The following is a 15,994-nucleotide window of genomic DNA, read 5'->3' as shown; positions in this document are numbered from 1 at the left end:
TGCTGCCCCTTCAAACTCAAGATTTCAATGCTTCGGCCAGTTTCGCGATCTTGCCGCGAACCGAGCCATCGATTACCAGGTCGCCGGCGCGGATGACGACGCCGCCGATCAGGCTGGCATCCTCCGACGCGTGCAGGCGTACTTCCCGGCTGAGCCGTGCACTGAGAACCTTGGCGAGTTTGTCTTGCTGTTCTTGGTTCAACGCAAAAGCACTGGTGACTTCCACGTCCACGGATTTCTCTTGCTCGGCCTTGTACAGCTCGAACAATTCCGAAATCTCCGGCAACAGCAGGAGACGTTCGTTTTCCGCGGCAACATGAATGAAATTCTGTGCCTGAGCGTCGAACTTGTCACCGCACACTTCAATGAATGCGGCGGCCTTTTCTGCGCTTGTCAGTCGCGGGGCCTTGAGCAGGCGCTGCATGGTGTCGTCTTGCGACACCGCAGCAGCCAGGCCGAGCATGGCTGACCAATTGGCCAGTTGCTGATGGGCCTGGGCATGCTCAAAGGCAGCCTTAGCGTAAGGTCGGGCCAACGTGGTCAGTTCTGCCATGATCGCCCTCGCTTAAATTTCAGCGGCCAGTTTGTCAACCAGCTCCGCATGCGCGTTTTGATCGATTGTGGCGCCAAGGATCTTTTCAGCACCGCCGACAGCCAGGGCACCCACTTGGGCACGCAGGGCGTCCTTGACGCTGTTGAGTTCCTGTTCGATCTCGGCTTGAGCCTGAGCCTTCACACGGTCAGCTTCGACGCGGGCCTGATCACGGGCTTCCTCGACAAGCTGAGCAGCGCGCTTCTTGGCCTGCTCAATGATTTCGGCTGCCTGTGCCTTCGCTTCACGCAGTTGCTGACCCGCTTTTTCTTGGGCCAGCTCCAGGTCGCGAGCTGCGCGGTTGGCAGCGTCCAAGCCGTCGGCAATCTTCTTCTGGCGTTCCTGCAGGGCGTTGATGACCGGAGGCCATACGAACTTCATGCAGAACAGCACAAAAATCAAGAAAGCAACGGATTGGCCAATCAGGGTTGCATTAATGTTCACGCCAACACCTCGCTCGGTCTTTGTCCATCACACCAATCAACTCGTGGCAACGAGTGATTAGCCGGCGATCTGACCAACGAAGGGGTTTGCGAAGGTGAAGAACAGAGCGATACCAACACCGATCATGGTAACGGCGTCGAGCAGACCGGCGACGATGAACATCTTGACCTGCAGCATCGGGACCATCTCAGGCTGACGAGCAGCACCTTCCAGGAACTTGCCGCCCAGCAGGCCGAAACCAATGGCGGTGCCCAGAGCACCCAGACCGATCAGCAGAGCAACAGCGATAGCGGTAAGACCAACTACAGTTTCCATCTTTCCTCCCGACTTTTACGTCGTATTGGTTAGGTTTTTAGTTTGAAGCGGTAAAACAAATCGTTTGGTACAACTGCCCTTGCGGACTTTTTCAGCCCTCCCCCCAAACGGGCAGGGAAGGCTATCAGACACGCCAGGCGGTCTTAATGGTTATCTTCGTGAGCCATCGACAGGTAGACGATGGTGAGCATCATGAAGATGAAGGCTTGCAGGGTGATGATCAGGATGTGGAACACGGCCCACGCCCACTGCAGCACCACACCCAGGCCGCTGAGCCAGAGGATGCCGGCGCCGAACATCACGGCGATCAGGATGAACACCAGCTCGCCGGCATACATGTTGCCGAACAGACGCAGTGCCAGGGAGATCGGCTTGGCGATCAGGGTGACGAATTCCAGCAGGAAGTTCACCGGGATCAACAGGATCTGGACGAAGATGTTCTTGCTACCGAACGGGTGCAGGGTCAGCTCGCCGATGAAGCCGCCCAGGCCCTTGACCTTGATGCTGTAGAAGATGATCAGGGCGAACACGCAGAAGGCCATGGCCAGGGTCGCGTTCGGGTCGGTGGTCGATACGGCACGGAACGGGATGTGCGGATCGCCCGAGAACAGGATCGCCAGCTGCGGGATCCAGTCGACCGGTACCAGGTCGATGGCGTTCATCAGGAACACCCAGACGAAGATGGTCAGCGCCAGCGGGGCGATCACCGGGCTACGGCCGTGGAAGGAGTCCTTCACGCTGCCGTTGACGAAGTCCACCAGCACTTCGACGAAGTTCTGCAGGCCGCCAGGCTGGCCGGAAGTGGCCTTCTTGGCCGCCATGCGGAAGATGAACAGGAAGATCAGACCCAGCGCGACGGACCAACCCAGGGTGTCCAGGTGGAACGCCCAGAAGCCCATTGCCTTGGCTTCCGCAGCCGAATGGGCGAAGCCCCAGCTGCCGTCTGGTAGTTGACCGTAGGTCAGGTTCTGCAAGTGGTGCTGGATATAGCCCGAAGCGGTTTCTGCTGCCATGGTTGCCTCAAACGCCCTAAGGTCTCGAAAGTCTTTTATTCATCAGCAGGGGCGCGAACCAGCTGACCAGTAGGGTCAGCAGGAAGACGCCGAATACTGCTAGCGGCGCCAATGGCTTCACTCCTGCGAAGGTCAGTGCGAACAGCACTGCCGTCAAAATCAATTTGCCTGCCTCGCCTGCGTAGAACGACTTGACGATGGCCTGCGCTGCCCGGGCCCCGCTATAGCGAAAAGCCTTCCAGGCGAAATACACATTGGGCAGCCAGGCAATCAGACCTCCACAGAGGCCGGAATATCCACTGACCGCGCCTTGCCACTGCCACAACACCAGCGTTGCCAGCAGAAACACGATACATTGAGCCAGCAGTACCGGAAAAACCGCCCAGCGATGGAAAGGCAAGCGGTTTGGCGTGCGGATTTCCATCACAACTGCTCCTCGAAAGTCGACTGTCAAGTCAGCAACGACTTGGCATAATTTGTGCCGACAAAATGCGCGCAGAGTATAGGGGTGGATTAACCCCTATTCAACTATTGGGTAGTGATTTCCGACTGCGCGCTACAACAGGAATTGTTTCAGCGGATGTGAGCAAGGACGCCCTGCAACTCATCTAGCGAGTTGTAGCGAATTACCAACTGGCCCTTGCCCTTGTTGCCGTGACGGATCTGCACCGCCGAGCCCAGGCGCTCTGCGAGACGCTGTTCAAGGCGTGCGATATCCGGGTCAGGTTTGGTCGGTTCCACCGGGTCGGATTTTCCATTGAGCCACTGGCGCACCAGTGCCTCGGTTTGGCGCACGGTGAGGCCGCGTGCGACAACATGTCGCGCCCCCTCTTCCTGGCGATCTTCCTCAAGGCCCAGCAGTGCACGCGCATGCCCCATTTCCAGGTCGCCATGGGCCAGCATGGTCTTGATCGCTTCCGGCAGCGAGATCAGGCGCAGCAGGTTGGCCACGGTCACCCGCGACTTGCCCACGGCATCGGCCACCTGCTGCTGGGTCAGTTCGAACTCCTGCTGCAGGCGCTGCAGCGCCAGGGCCTCTTCCAGCGGGTTGAGGTCTTCGCGCTGAATGTTCTCGATCAGCGCCATGGCGATGGCGGCTTCGTCCGGCACCTCGCGGACCATGGCCGGGATGGTGTCCAGGCCGGCTTGCTGGGTGGCGCGCCAGCGACGTTCGCCGGCGATGATCTCGTAGCGGTTCTCGCCGATCGGACGGACCACGATCGGTTGCATCACGCCCTGGTTGCGAATCGAGTGCGCCAGTTCCTCCAGCGCTTCGGGGTCCATGTCGCGGCGCGGCTGATACTTGCCACGCTGGATCAGTTCGACCGGCAGGTGTTGCAGTTCCTTCTGGTCGATCTTCACCGCCTGCTCTTCGAGCACGGTGACGGAAGGACCACTGAGCAGTGCATCCAACCCACGTCCGAGACCCCGTTTCTTGATGGCCATGCGGATTCCTTAAGTTGTTTGTGCAGTGCGTGATTGACGGCGTTGACGGCGCACCAGTTCCCCAGCCAGGGCCAGATAGGCCAGCGCGCCACGCGATTGCTTGTCGTACGCCAGGGCCGGCATGCCGAAACTCGGCGCCTCGGCCAGGCGGATGTTACGCGGGATGACCGTGTCGTACAGGCGGTCGCCGAAGTGTTCCTTGAGTTGGGCCGAGACATCGTTGTTCAGGCTCAGGCGCGGATCGTACATGGTCCGCAGCAGGCCTTCGATCTTCAGCTCCGGATTCAGCCGGGCAGCGATGCGCTTGATGTTATCCACAAGGTCGCTGAGACCTTCCAGTGCGTAGTACTCGCACTGCATCGGGATGATCACGCCATCGGAGGCGACCAAAGCGTTGAGGGTGAGCATCGACAGCGAGGGCGGGCAGTCGATGAGGATGAAGTCGTAGTTGTCGCGGATCGGCGCCAGCGCGTTGCGCAGGCGGCTCTCCTTCATCTGCATCTCCAGCAGCACCACTTCCGCGGCGGTCAGGTCGCGGTTGGCCGGCAGCAACTGGAAGCCACCGTGCTCGGAGTAGTGCATGGCCTGGGCCAGGTCGCATTCCCCGATCAGCAGGTCATAGACCGAATGTTCCAGGACGTGCTTGTCCACGCCACTGCCCATGGTGGCGTTGCCCTGTGGATCGAGGTCGATCAGCAGCACACGACGCTTGGTCGCGGCCAGCGATGCGGCGAGATTGATGCAGGTGGTGGTCTTGCCCACACCACCTTTCTGGTTCGCGATTGCGAATACCTTAGCCATTGTTGCGTGTGTTCCCAGTCATGCCTTGCGGCGCAGTATCAGCAGATGGCGCTGGCCCTGGCAACCCGGAACGGTCAGGGCCTGCTCGCTTTCCACTGTGAAGTCTGCGGGCAATGCTACCAGTTCATCGGCAGGATGCAGCCCCTTCATTGCAAGCCATTGCGTCCGTGCGTCGCCCAGGTGGCGTGTCCAGTTGGTGAAATTCTCCATGCTGCTGAACGCTCGCGAGACGATCCCGCAGAACGGCTGCGCAGGCTGGAACTCCTCGACCCGGCTGTGGATAACCTGCAGGTTGTCCAGTTTCAGTTCCATCTTCACCTGGGTGAGGAAGCGGGTTTTCTTGCCGTTGCTGTCGAGCAACGTCACTTGCTTGTGCGGATGCAGGATGGCCAGCGGGATGCCGGGCATGCCGCCGCCGCTGCCGACATCCAGCCAGCTTTGCGTGTCGCTGTGGATAAACGGCATGACGCTGAGGCTGTCGAGCAGGTGGCGCGACACCATCTCGTCTGGATCACGCACCGCGGTGAGGTTATAGGCTTTGTTCCACTTGATCAGCAGGGCCAGGTAGCCCAGCAGCTGTTCGTGCTGCTGCGGGCTCAGCTCGACACCGAGCTGGCGCGCACCTGTGGACAACTCCTCTGCGTGTTGCGGGGTGACCAGGGCACTCAAGCGCTTTGCTCCAATTCGCGGCCTGCGCCGCGTTTCTTCAGGTGAATCAGCAACAGGGAAATGGCCGCCGGGGTCACGCCTGGGATGCGCGAGGCCTGGCCCAGGGTCTGCGGACGGGTCTGGCTGAGCTTGCCCTGGATCTCCTTGGACAGGCCGGCGATCGAAGCGTAGTCGATATCCACAGGCAGGCGGGTGTCCTCGCTGGCGCGCAGACGGGCGATCTCGTCCTGCTGGCGATCGATGTAGCCGGCGTACTTGGTCTTGATCTCGACCTGCTCGGCCACCTGTGGATCGATGGATTCACCACCGGTCGCCTCCACCAGGCCAGCGTAGTCCACCTCGGGGCGGGCCAGCAGGCTGAGCAGGTTGTACTCATGACTCAATGGCGTGCCGAACTTGTCCACAACCGCCTGGCCTTCGGGTGTGCCCGGGCGCACCCAGGTCGACTTCAGCCGCTGTTCCTCGCGTTCGATGCCTTCGCGCTTGGCGCAGAACGCCGCCCAGCGGGCGTCGTCGATCAGGCCCAGCTCGCGGCCTTTCTCGGTCAGGCGTAGGTCGGCATTGTCCTCGCGCAGGATCAGCCGGTATTCGGCGCGCGAGGTGAACATGCGGTACGGCTCCTGGGTACCGAGGGTGATCAGGTCGTCGACCAGCACACCGATGTAGGCCTCGTCGCGGCGTGGGCACCAACTGTCACGACCCTGGGCACGCAACGCAGCGTTGGTCCCCGCCAGCAGGCCCTGGGCACCGGCCTCTTCGTAGCCGGTGGTGCCGTTGATCTGGCCGGCGAAGAACAGGCCTCCGATGACCTTGGTCTCCAGGCTGTACTTCAGGTCGCGTGGGTCGAAGTAGTCGTACTCGATGGCGTAGCCCGGGCGAACGATGTGCGCATTCTCCATGCCACGGATCGAGCGGACGATCTCCAGCTGCACATCGAACGGCAGCGACGTGGAGATGCCGTTGGGGTACAGCTCATGGGTGGTCAGGCCTTCCGGCTCGATGAACACCTGGTGGCTTTCCTTGTCGGCGAAGCGATGGATCTTGTCTTCGATCGACGGGCAATAGCGTGGGCCAACGCCTTCGATCACGCCCGAGTACATCGGCGAACGGTCGAGGTTCGAGGCGATGATCTCGTGGGTACGGGCGTTGGTGTGGGTGATCCAGCAGCTGACCTGGCGTGGATGCATCTGGGCCTTGCCCATGAAGGACATCACCGGGATCGGCGTGTCGCCTGGCTGCTCGGTCATTACCGAGAAATCCACAGAGCGGCCATCGATACGCGGTGGTGTGCCGGTCTTCAGGCGACCGACACGCAGCGGCAGCTCACGCAGGCGGTGGGCCAGGGCGATCGCGGGCGGATCGCCGGCGCGACCACCGGAATAGTTCTGCAGGCCGATGTGGATAAGTCCACCGAGAAAGGTGCCGGTGGTCAGTACCACGGAGTCGGCGAAGAAGCGCAGACCCATCTGGGTGACCACGCCCTTGACCTGGTCCTGCTCGACGATCAGGTCATCGCACGACTGCTGGAATATCCACAGGTTCGGCTGGTTTTCCAGGACCTCGCGGACCACGGCCTTGTAGATGGCGCGGTCGGCCTGGGCACGGGTCGCACGTACGGCCGGGCCTTTGCGGTTGTTCAGGATACGGAACTGGATGCCGCTCTTGTCGGTGGCCAGCGCCATGGCGCCGCCGAGCGCATCGATTTCCTTGACCAGGTGGCTCTTGCCGATACCACCGATGGCCGGGTTGCAGCTCATGTGACCGAGGGTTTCCACGTTATGGGTCAGCAGCAGGGTTTTCACACCCATGCGTGCGGACGCAAGCGCAGCCTCGGTACCGGCATGGCCGCCGCCGATGACGATCACTTCAAAACGGGAAGGGAAATCCACCACGCACCTCGTGCCTGTTTTGCGAATAGAAAAGGTAAGCGGACAAGTATAGGGACTTCCCCCCTCCTAAAGAAACCTTTTGCGCAAATTTTGACCAGGCTGTGGATGAGTGGTGAGCAAAAGAAAACAAAGAGGAAAAATTTAAAAAAGCTTTGTTTTTATGTTTATTCTTAGCCCCCTGCCTGCCTGTGGATAAGCTTCTGTAGGCCTTTCATATCGCCGCCTTGAGGATTTTATAACCCTGTGCCTCAGTGACCCTGAGGGCTCTGGATAACGCCATTTAACCTGTGGATTAAAATGCGTGTTACCCACAGGTGGATTTGTCCTCAGCCAAAACGCCCTGTTATCAACGGCGCTGAGGGCGAGTTTTCCACAGAGCTCAGGCGAGCGAATACGCACCTGTTGATGACTTCTGGTGTCAGGGAATGGAGATAAGGTCAGGGATTGGTCGCCGTACCTGCGGGAGCGGCGTTGTGTCGCGATGGGGCGCAGGGCGCCCCAGAAGAGGACGTTACTTGCCGATGCAGAAGCTGGAGAAGATGCGCCCCAGCAGATCGTCGGAGCTGAACGCCCCGGTGATTTCCCCCAGCGCCTGCTGGGCCTGGCGCAGGTCTTCGGCCAGCAGTTCGCCGGCTCCCGCCAAGGTCAATTGCGCACGGCCATGTTCGAGATGGTCGCTTGCCTGGCGCAGTGCCTCCAGGTGACGCCGGCGAGCGCTGAAACTGCTCTCTGCGGTCTGTTCGTAACCCATGCAGGCCTTGAGGTGTTCCCGCAGCAGCTCCAGCCCCACGTCGTCGCCCTTGGCGCTGAGCGTGAGGGTGACGTGGCCGTCCTCGCTCTGCTCCATGGCCACCGCCTCGCCGCTCAGGTCTGCTTTGTTGCGGATGAGAGTGACCTTGGCCGGATCGGGTCGCAAGTCGAGGAACTCCGGCCACAGCGCAAACGGGTCGCTGGCTTCCGGTGCGGTGGAGTCCACCACCAGCAGGACGCGATCAGCCTCGCCAATGGCCTTGAGTGCACGCTCCACACCGATCTTTTCCACATGATCGTCGGTATCGCGCAGGCCGGCGGTGTCCACCACGTGCAGCGGCATGCCGTCGATGTGGATATGTTCGCGCAGGATATCCCGCGTGGTGCCGGCGATATCCGTGACGATGGCCGCCTCCCGGCCTGCCAAGCGGTTGAGCAGGCTGGATTTGCCGGCATTGGGCCGGCCGGCGATGACCACGGTCATGCCATCGCGCAGCAGGGCGCCCTGCCCGGCCTCGCGCTGCACTGTGGACAACTCGCTGCGCACCGCATCGAGCATGGACAACACATGGCCATCGGCGAGGAAGTCGATCTCTTCCTCAGGGAAGTCGATAGCCGCTTCGACGTAGATCCGCAGCGCGATCAAGGCTTCGGTGAGGTTATGCACACGCTTGGAGAATTCCCCCTGCAGCGAACGTAGGGCATTGCGCGCAGCCTGGGTCGAGCTGGCCTCGATGAGGTCGGCGATCGCTTCGGCCTGGGCCAGGTCGAGCTTGTCGTTGAGAAATGCCCGCTCGCTGAACTCGCCCGGCCGCGCCAGGCGGCAACCCAGTTGCAGGCAGCGCTGCAGCAGCATGTCCATGACCACTGGCCCGCCATGCCCCTGCAGTTCCAGGACGTCTTCGCCGGTGAACGAATTCGGCCCGGGGAAGAACAAGGCGATGCCTTCGTCCAGCACCAGGCCCTGGTCATCGCGGAACGGGCCGTAGTGGGCATGGCGTGGCGTCAGGGAGAGGCCGGTAATGGCCTGCCCCGCCTGGCTGGCCAACGGGCCGGACAGCCTGACGATGCCAACGCCTCCGCGCCCCTGGGCGGTGGCGATGGCTGCGATGGTTTCACGCACAGTGTTCATGCTCGAAAACCTCTATGAAAAATACACAGATAGCAAAAACGCCCCACGAAGGGGCGTTTTTATTCACAGGCTAGCTCAGCAGCCCGTCAAGCAGCCGCTTTCTTGGTCGCGGCTTCGATGGCGCGGGTGATGTACCACTGCTGCGCGATCGACAGGCAGTTGTTCACAACCCAGTACAGTACCAGGCCGGCCGGGAACCACAGGAAGAAGAAGGTGAAGATGATCGGCATCATTTTCATGACCTTCGCCTGCATCGGATCCGGCGGAGTCGGGTTCAGCTTCTGCTGGATGAACATGGTGGCGCCCATGATGATCGGCAGGATGAAGAACGGATCCTTGATCGACAGGTCGGTGATCCACAGCATCCATGGGGCCTGGCGCATTTCCACGCTTTCCAGCAGTACCCAGTACAGGGCCAGGAACACTGGCATCTGCACCAGGATCGGCAGGCAGCCACCCAGCGGATTGATCTTCTCTTTCTTGTACAGCTCCATCATCGCCTGGGACATCTTCTGGCGATCGTCACCGAAGCGTTCCTTGAGCTGCTGCAGCTTCGGCGCCACGGCACGCATGCGCGCCATCGAACGGTAGCTGGCGGCCGAGAGCGGGAAGAACAGGCCCTTGATGAGCATGGTCAGGACGATGATCGACCAGCCCCAGTTGCCCAGCAGGCTGTGGATATGTTGCAGCAGCCAGAAGATCGGCTGGGCGATGAACCACAGGAAGCCGTAGTCGACGGTCAGTTCCAGGCCTGGGGACAACTCCTTGAGCTTGGACTGGATCTTCGGGCCGGCATACAGCATGGCGCTGGTTTCGGCCTTGCCGCCGGCAGGCACGTTCAGCGCCGGGCCGGTGTAGCCGATGATGTAGTTGCCCTGGCTGTCCTTGCGGGTCTGGACGACGTTGTTGTCCGAGGCGTTCGGGATCCAGGCGGTCACGAAGTAGTGCTGCAGCCAGGCGACCCAGCCGCCGGACACATTTTCTTTCAAGCTGCCCTTGTCGATGTCCTTCATCGACACTTTCTTGTACGGCTCCGAAGCTGTCCACAGGGCTGCGCCCAGGTAGGTCGCGGTGCCGGTGGCAGTGCTCGACGACGGGTCGGAGCTGGCGTCACGCTTGAGCTGGGCGAACAGATTGCCGGTCCAGGCCTGGCTGCTCTGGTTGTCGATCAGGTAGCTGACAGCCAGGTCGTATTCGCCGCGCTTGAAGGTGAAGCGCTTGATGTAGTTGACGCCGTTGTCGCTGAACTTCAGGTCGACCACCAGTTGGTCCTGGCCGTCGGCCAGCTGGTAGTGCTTCTGTTCGGTGGCGTACAGCGGGCGACCACTGGCACGGGCATCCGGGCCGTTGGCGCCGGTCAGGCCGCTTTGGGCCAGGTAGACACGCTCGCTGCCGTTGTCGAACAGCTGGAACGGAATGTCCGGATGGTCCTGGCGACGTGGGTATTTCGGCAGGGTCAGCTGGACGATGTCGCCGCCCACCGGGTCGATAGCCAGGTCCAGGACATCGGTCTTGATCCGGACCAGGTCCTTGCTGACCGCGACCGGCGCCAGTTCGGCTGGGCTGGATTCAGCGTTGGCGCTCGGCACATCGGCGCTGGCGCCATCGTTGCCGGCCGGCACGGTGTCCGGCAGCGCCGGGGCAACGTTGCTGGCAGCAGTATTCTGAGTCGGCAAGGCAGCCTGGCCGTAGTCCTGGTTCCACTTGAGGACCAGGACGTAGGACACGATTGCCAGGGCGACGATCAGGATCGTGCGTTTAATATCCATGATTACTCGGCTATCGAAGAAGTTCGGGAGGAAGGAGCTGGTGGAACGGGATCGAAACCACCGTCGTTCCACGGATGACAGCGCCCCAGGCGACGAACGGCTAGCCACCCGCCACGCAAGAGGCCATGGGTTTCGATGGCTTCATAGGCGTAACAGGAGCAACTGGGGTAGAAACGACAGTGACTGGCCATCAGTGGACTAATGGCGTAACGGTAAAACTGGATCGGAACGAGGGCCAGTTTACGCATCGTGACTGTCTACCCCTGCGGAATCGGCGTTAACCGCTGGAGAGGGCCGACTGCGTACCAGGCGCTTCCAGAGCTTGCCAAAGTGTTGGTGCAATTCTGGGTTCTCGATCTCGCCCAATCCCTTGCGCGCGACGATCACGATGTCCAGGCCAGCGAGCATCTGCTGGTTCAGGCGAAAGGAATCGCGCATCAAGCGTTTGAGGCGATTGCGTTGAACGGCGAGCTTGACGCTCTTCTTGCCGATCACCAGGCCGAGCCGTGGATGATCGAGGCCGTTCTCGCGGGCAAGGATAAGCAGGTTTTTCCCTGGAACCTTGCCGGTTGGGGAGTCGAAGACCGCTTTGAAATGCCGGGGTGTAAGCAGTCGCTTGTCCCGACTGAAGTCCTGACTCACCACCTGTGCCGAAAAATCAAATTGCCAGACGCTTACGGCCTTTGGCACGACGACGCGACAGAACAGCGCGGCCGTTCTTGGTAGCCATACGGGCACGGAAGCCGTGGGTGCGCGCGCGCTTGATGGTGCTTGGTTGGAAAGTACGTTTCATGGCGTTGTTACCTGGGTTCGTCGACAACGGGCCGGAATGGCCCCCTTTTTAAGAGATCGGCGATTCTAGAGAAAGCAAGCCAATAGGTCAATTTCCAACCAGCCTTTCCTTATGGAAGGCCTGATCTGCCCCGATGCCTCTGAAGGCTTGATCAGGCCGACACGAGACGACAACATGAAAAAACAGAAGGACATATAAAAAGCTTTTCTGAAGAACTTATAGATCTTTAGTGGATAACTTTCTGTGGATAACCTCGTTAAGGCAAGAAAACACGCGCTGTACAGAGATTCATAACCCTGTCGGTAAGAGGTGTTCTGGCTGTGCCGGGCCCGCGGAAAAGCTGTGGATCGAAAGGCTGCTTATCCACAGGCGAGTTATCCACTGGTTTCAGGTCAGGGTTGTGCATAGCCCTCAAGGGAGGTTATCCACAGAGCTTATTCACACGGCGTGGGTGGCGTTTTGGTTGTGAATTGACCGATTTGCCACTCGGTGAGTCGTTGCCACATGTGGATAAGTGGTCGCCCGCCCGGTACAATGGCGGTTTGTTTTTGCCTCATCCGGCTTTCAAACTCAGGGGATATCCGTGTCAGTGGAACTTTGGCAGCAGTGCGTGGAGCTTCTGCGCGATGAACTGCCTGCCCAGCAATTCAACACCTGGATCCGTCCGCTACAGGTCGAAGCCGAAGGCGACGAGTTGCGCGTCTATGCGCCCAACCGTTTCGTTCTCGATTGGGTCAATGAAAAGTACCTGGGCCGTTTGCTCGAGCTGTTGGGTGAGCACGGCAACGGCATTGCGCCTGCCCTTTCCTTATTAATAGGCAGCCGCCGCAGCTCTGCGCCGCGTGCCGCCCCCAATGCGCCGGTCAGTGCCGCGGTTGCCGCCAGCCTGGCCCAGCAAGCCCAGGCGCAGCAGCCGGCACAGGTAGTGGTCCACAACGAGCCGATCGCCGAGCCTGCGATCGAGCCGGTACTGGTCAACGAGATCGAGGAGCCGTCTTCGCGCGACAGTTTCGATGCCATGGGCGAAACCGCCCCAGCACCGGCAGCCACGGCTCGAACCGAACAACGCACCGTGCAGGTCGAAGGTGCGCTCAAGCACACCAGCTACCTGAACCGGACCTTCACCTTCGAAACCTTCGTCGAAGGTAAGTCCAACCAGTTGGCCCGTGCGGCCGCCTGGCAGGTCGCCGACAATCCCAAGCATGGCTACAACCCGCTTTTCCTGTATGGCGGCGTAGGCCTGGGTAAGACCCACCTCATGCACGCTGTGGGTAACCATCTGCTGAAGAAGAATCCGAATGCCAAGGTGGTGTACCTGCATTCCGAGCGTTTCGTCGCAGACATGGTCAAGGCGCTGCAGTTGAACGCGATCAACGAGTTCAAGCGTTTCTATCGTTCGGTCGATGCCTTGCTGATCGACGACATTCAGTTCTTCGCCCGCAAGGAACGCTCCCAGGAAGAGTTCTTCCACACCTTCAACGCCCTGCTCGAGGGCGGCCAGCAGGTGATTCTCACCAGCGACCGCTACCCGAAGGAAATCGAAGGCCTGGAAGAGCGCCTGAAGTCCCGTTTCGGCTGGGGCCTGACGGTAGCCGTCGAGCCACCGGAACTGGAAACCCGCGTGGCGATTCTCATGAAGAAGGCCGACCAGGCGAAGGTCGAGCTGCCGCATGATGCGGCGTTCTTCATTGCCCAGCGCATCCGTTCCAACGTGCGTGAACTGGAAGGTGCCCTGAAACGGGTGATCGCCCATTCGCACTTCATGGGCCGGGATATCACCATCGAGCTGATCCGGGAGTCGCTCAAGGACCTGCTGGCGTTGCAGGACAAGCTGGTCAGTGTGGATAACATCCAGCGCACCGTGGCCGAGTACTACAAGATCAAGATCGCCGATCTGTTGTCCAAGCGGCGTTCGCGATCGGTGGCCCGTCCCCGGCAGGTGGCCATGGCCCTGTCCAAGGAGCTGACCAACCACAGTCTGCCGGAGATCGGCGACATGTTCGGCGGCCGTGACCACACCACCGTGCTGCACGCCTGCCGCAAGATCAACGAATTGAAGGAATCCGACGCGGACATCCGCGAGGACTACAAGAACCTGCTGCGGACGCTGACGACCTGATGGGTGTCGGTGCAGCTTATTGAAGGCAAGGGACTAGACCATGCATTTCACCATTCAACGCGAAGCCCTGTTGAAACCCCTGCAACTGGTCGCAGGTGTCGTCGAGCGCCGCCAGACCTTGCCGGTCCTGTCCAACGTGCTGCTGGTCGTACAAGGCCAGCAACTGTCGTTGACCGGTACCGACCTGGAAGTCGAACTGGTTGGCCGCGTACAACTGGAAGAGCCGGCCGAGCCTGGCGAGATCACCGTCCCGGCGCGCAAGCTGATGGACATCTGCAAGAGCCTGCCGAACGACGTGCTGATCGATATCAAGGTCGACGAGCAGAAACTGCTGGTCAAGGCCGGTCGTAGCCGCTTCACCCTGTCGACCCTGCCGGCCAACGATTTCCCGACCGTCGAGGAAGGCCCTGGCTCGCTGACCTGCAACCTGGAGCAAAGCAAGCTGCGCCGGCTGATCGAGCGCACCAGCTTCGCCATGGCCCAGCAGGACGTGCGCTACTACCTCAACGGCATGTTGCTGGAAGTCTCCACCGACACCCTGCGTGCCGTTGCCACCGATGGTCACCGCCTGGCCCTGTGCTCCATGCAGGCGCCTATCGGCCAGGCTGACCGCCACCAGGTCATCGTGCCGCGCAAGGGTATCCTCGAGCTGGCCCGCCTGCTCACCGACCCGGAAGGCATGGTCAGCATCGTGCTGGGCCAGCACCATATCCGCGCGACCACTGGCGAATTCACCTTCACCTCGAAGCTTGTCGACGGCAAGTTCCCCGATTATGAGCGCGTACTGCCCAAGGGCGGCGACAAGCTGGTGATCGGTGATCGCCAGGCGCTGCGCGAAGCCTTCAGCCGCACCGCGATCCTGTCCAACGAGAAGTACCGCGGTATCCGCCTGCAACTGGCCGCTGGCCAATTGAAGATCCAGGCCAACAACCCGGAACAGGAAGAAGCGGAAGAAGAAATCAGCGTCGATTACAACGGTAGCTCGCTGGAGATCGGCTTCAACGTCAGCTACCTGCTGGATGTGCTGGGGGTCATGACCACGGAACAGGTTCGCCTGATCCTCTCCGACTCCAACAGCAGCGCCCTGCTCCAGGAAGCCGGTAACGACGACTCGTCCTACGTTGTCATGCCGATGCGTCTGTAACCGTAGCAGGCCAAATGTCCCTTCGACGTATCATGGTCACCGCGGTGCGCAACCTGCACCCGGTGACCCTCTCCCCCTCTCCTCGCATCAACATCCTCTACGGCGACAACGGCAGCGGCAAGACCAGCGTGCTGGAAGCCGTGCACCTGCTTGGGCTGGCGCGTTCGTTTCGCAGCACCCGCTTGAACCCGGTCATCCAGTACGAGCAGCCGACATGCACCGTATTCGGCGAGGTCCAGTTGGTAGAGGGGGGAACCAGCAGCCTGGGGATCTCTCGCGATCGCCAGGGAGAATTCACCATCCGCATCGATGGGCAGAATGCCCGCAGCACGGCCCAGTTGGCGGAAATGCTGCCCTTGCAACTGATCAACCCAGACAGCTTCCGCCTGCTCGAAGGGGCGCCCAAGATCCGCCGGCAGTTCCTGGATTGGGGAGTGTTCCACGTGGAACCTCGATTCATGGCGGCCTGGCAACGACTGCAGAAGGCGCTGCGGCAGCGGAACTCATGGTTGCGTCATGGTACACTTGACGCTGCTTCGCAAGCCGCCTGGGACCGGGAATTGTGCCTGGCCAGCGCGGAAATAGATGAATACCGTCGCAACTATATCAAGGCCTTGAAGCCTGTCTTCGAGCGAACCCTGAGCGAACTGGTCGAACTGGAAGGACTGACCCTTAGCTACTACCGAGGCTGGGACAAGGACCGGGAACTCAACGAAGTACTCGCCTCCTCCCTTCTTCGCGATCAGCAGATGGGTCACACCCAGGCGGGACCACAGCGAGCCGATTTGCGTCTGCGATTGAGCGCGAACAACGCCGCCGACATCCTGTCACGAGGTCAGCAGAAACTGGTGGTTTGCGCCTTGCGAATAGCCCAGGGCCATCTCGTCAGTCAAGCTCGTCGCGGTCACTGTATTTATCTTGTCGATGACTTGCCGTCCGAACTGGATGAGCAGCATCGCCGTGCGCTGTGCCGCTTGCTCGAAGAATTAAACTGCCAGGTGTTTATCACCTGTGTAGATCACGAATTACTGAGGGAAGGCTGGCAGAAGGAAACGCCAGTTGCTTTGTTCCACGTGGAACAGGGCCGTATCACCCAGACCCACGACCATCGGGAGTGA

General features: G+C 60.6%; 17 protein-coding genes. 3 read left to right on the top strand and 14 right to left on the bottom strand.

All coding sequences use genetic code 11. The features are described 5' to 3' along the window. Positions 1-16: 16 nt before the first annotated feature. The 14 genes from ABFA30_RS04570 to rpmH all read right to left on the bottom strand — a co-directional run bounded on the left by ABFA30_RS04570 (position 17) and on the right by rpmH (position 11,613). On the bottom strand, positions 17-553 hold the full coding sequence (locus tag ABFA30_RS04570) for a F0F1 ATP synthase subunit delta (protein ID WP_225786837.1): 537 nt from the start codon (positions 551-553) through the stop codon (positions 17-19). A gap of 12 nt (positions 554-565) precedes the next feature. After that, positions 566-1,036: a F0F1 ATP synthase subunit B gene (locus tag ABFA30_RS04565; RefSeq protein WP_225786838.1), complete on the bottom strand. Its 471-nt coding sequence runs from the start codon at positions 1,034-1,036 to the stop codon at positions 566-568. A 57-nt stretch (positions 1,037-1,093) separates the two neighbouring features. Then, positions 1,094-1,351 carry a F0F1 ATP synthase subunit C gene (atpE, locus tag ABFA30_RS04560; protein WP_003097235.1) on the bottom strand — a complete coding sequence of 86 codons (258 nt, stop codon included), beginning with the start codon at positions 1,349-1,351 and terminating at the stop codon, positions 1,094-1,096. Positions 1,352-1,494: 143 nt separating this feature from the next. Next, a complete protein-coding gene (gene atpB, locus ABFA30_RS04555) occupies positions 1,495-2,364 on the bottom strand; it encodes a F0F1 ATP synthase subunit A (protein ID WP_225786839.1) in 870 nt (289 codons plus the stop codon). 16 nt (positions 2,365-2,380) lie between these two features. Then, on the bottom strand, positions 2,381-2,788 hold the full coding sequence (locus tag ABFA30_RS04550) for a F0F1 ATP synthase subunit I (RefSeq protein WP_084855261.1): 408 nt from the start codon (positions 2,786-2,788) through the stop codon (positions 2,381-2,383). Between the two features lie 149 nt (positions 2,789-2,937). Beyond that, complete coding sequence (locus ABFA30_RS04545; RefSeq protein WP_225786840.1) at positions 2,938-3,810, bottom strand: ParB/RepB/Spo0J family partition protein; 873 nt, start codon at positions 3,808-3,810, stop codon at positions 2,938-2,940. Between the two features lie 9 nt (positions 3,811-3,819). Further along, positions 3,820-4,611, bottom strand: coding sequence for a ParA family protein (locus tag ABFA30_RS04540; protein WP_253080403.1), 792 nt, complete (start codon positions 4,609-4,611; stop codon positions 3,820-3,822). Positions 4,612-4,629: 18 nt separating this feature from the next. Then, the gene (gene rsmG, locus ABFA30_RS04535) at positions 4,630-5,280 is read right to left on the bottom strand and encodes a 16S rRNA (guanine(527)-N(7))-methyltransferase RsmG (RefSeq protein ID WP_225786842.1); all 651 of its coding nucleotides are present in this window, start codon (positions 5,278-5,280) and stop codon (positions 4,630-4,632) included. Then, complete coding sequence (gene mnmG / locus ABFA30_RS04530; protein ID WP_225786843.1) at positions 5,277-7,169, bottom strand: tRNA uridine-5-carboxymethylaminomethyl(34) synthesis enzyme MnmG; 1,893 nt, start codon at positions 7,167-7,169, stop codon at positions 5,277-5,279. The genes rsmG and mnmG overlap by 4 nt, the downstream gene beginning before the upstream one ends. A gap of 511 nt (positions 7,170-7,680) precedes the next feature. Then, the gene (gene mnmE / locus ABFA30_RS04525; RefSeq protein ID WP_253080404.1) at positions 7,681-9,051 is read right to left on the bottom strand and encodes a tRNA uridine-5-carboxymethylaminomethyl(34) synthesis GTPase MnmE; all 1,371 of its coding nucleotides are present in this window, start codon (positions 9,049-9,051) and stop codon (positions 7,681-7,683) included. 86 nt (positions 9,052-9,137) lie between these two features. After that, on the bottom strand, positions 9,138-10,820 hold the full coding sequence (gene yidC / locus ABFA30_RS04520; protein WP_225786845.1) for a membrane protein insertase YidC: 1,683 nt from the start codon (positions 10,818-10,820) through the stop codon (positions 9,138-9,140). 2 nt (positions 10,821-10,822) lie between these two features. Further along, the gene (gene yidD, locus ABFA30_RS04515; protein ID WP_166890638.1) at positions 10,823-11,068 is read right to left on the bottom strand and encodes a membrane protein insertion efficiency factor YidD; all 246 of its coding nucleotides are present in this window, start codon (positions 11,066-11,068) and stop codon (positions 10,823-10,825) included. After that, positions 11,061-11,465: a ribonuclease P protein component gene (gene rnpA / locus ABFA30_RS04510; protein WP_084855253.1), complete on the bottom strand. Its 405-nt coding sequence runs from the start codon at positions 11,463-11,465 to the stop codon at positions 11,061-11,063. Before rnpA ends, yidD begins: the two co-directional genes overlap by 8 nt. A gap of 13 nt (positions 11,466-11,478) precedes the next feature. Next, entirely contained in the window at positions 11,479-11,613 is a 135-nt protein-coding gene (gene rpmH, locus ABFA30_RS04505) for a 50S ribosomal protein L34 (protein ID WP_003253163.1), read from the bottom strand. 583 nt (positions 11,614-12,196) lie between these two features. Between rpmH and dnaA the strand changes: the two genes are divergently transcribed. Genes dnaA through recF form a run of 3 tightly spaced genes read left to right on the top strand, consistent with a single transcriptional unit; the run spans position 12,197 to position 15,994 of the window. Beyond that, positions 12,197-13,732 carry a chromosomal replication initiator protein DnaA gene (dnaA, locus tag ABFA30_RS04500; protein WP_225786846.1) on the top strand — a complete coding sequence of 512 codons (1,536 nt, stop codon included), beginning with the start codon at positions 12,197-12,199 and terminating at the stop codon, positions 13,730-13,732. A gap of 40 nt (positions 13,733-13,772) precedes the next feature. After that, positions 13,773-14,876: a DNA polymerase III subunit beta gene (gene dnaN / locus ABFA30_RS04495; protein ID WP_225786847.1), complete on the top strand. Its 1,104-nt coding sequence runs from the start codon at positions 13,773-13,775 to the stop codon at positions 14,874-14,876. Positions 14,877-14,890: 14 nt separating this feature from the next. Further along, positions 14,891-15,994 (top strand): DNA replication/repair protein RecF, encoded by a 1,104-nt coding sequence (gene recF, locus ABFA30_RS04490; protein ID WP_225786848.1) that lies wholly within the window; start codon positions 14,891-14,893, stop codon positions 15,992-15,994.

The sequence above is a fragment of the Pseudomonas sp. HLMP genome, from assembly GCF_046365545.1.
Classification (GTDB): domain Bacteria; phylum Pseudomonadota; class Gammaproteobacteria; order Pseudomonadales; family Pseudomonadaceae; genus Aquipseudomonas; species Aquipseudomonas guariconensis_B.
The sequence above is the reverse complement of the archived record's forward strand: the minus strand, read 5'-3'. Positions and strand labels throughout refer to the sequence as shown.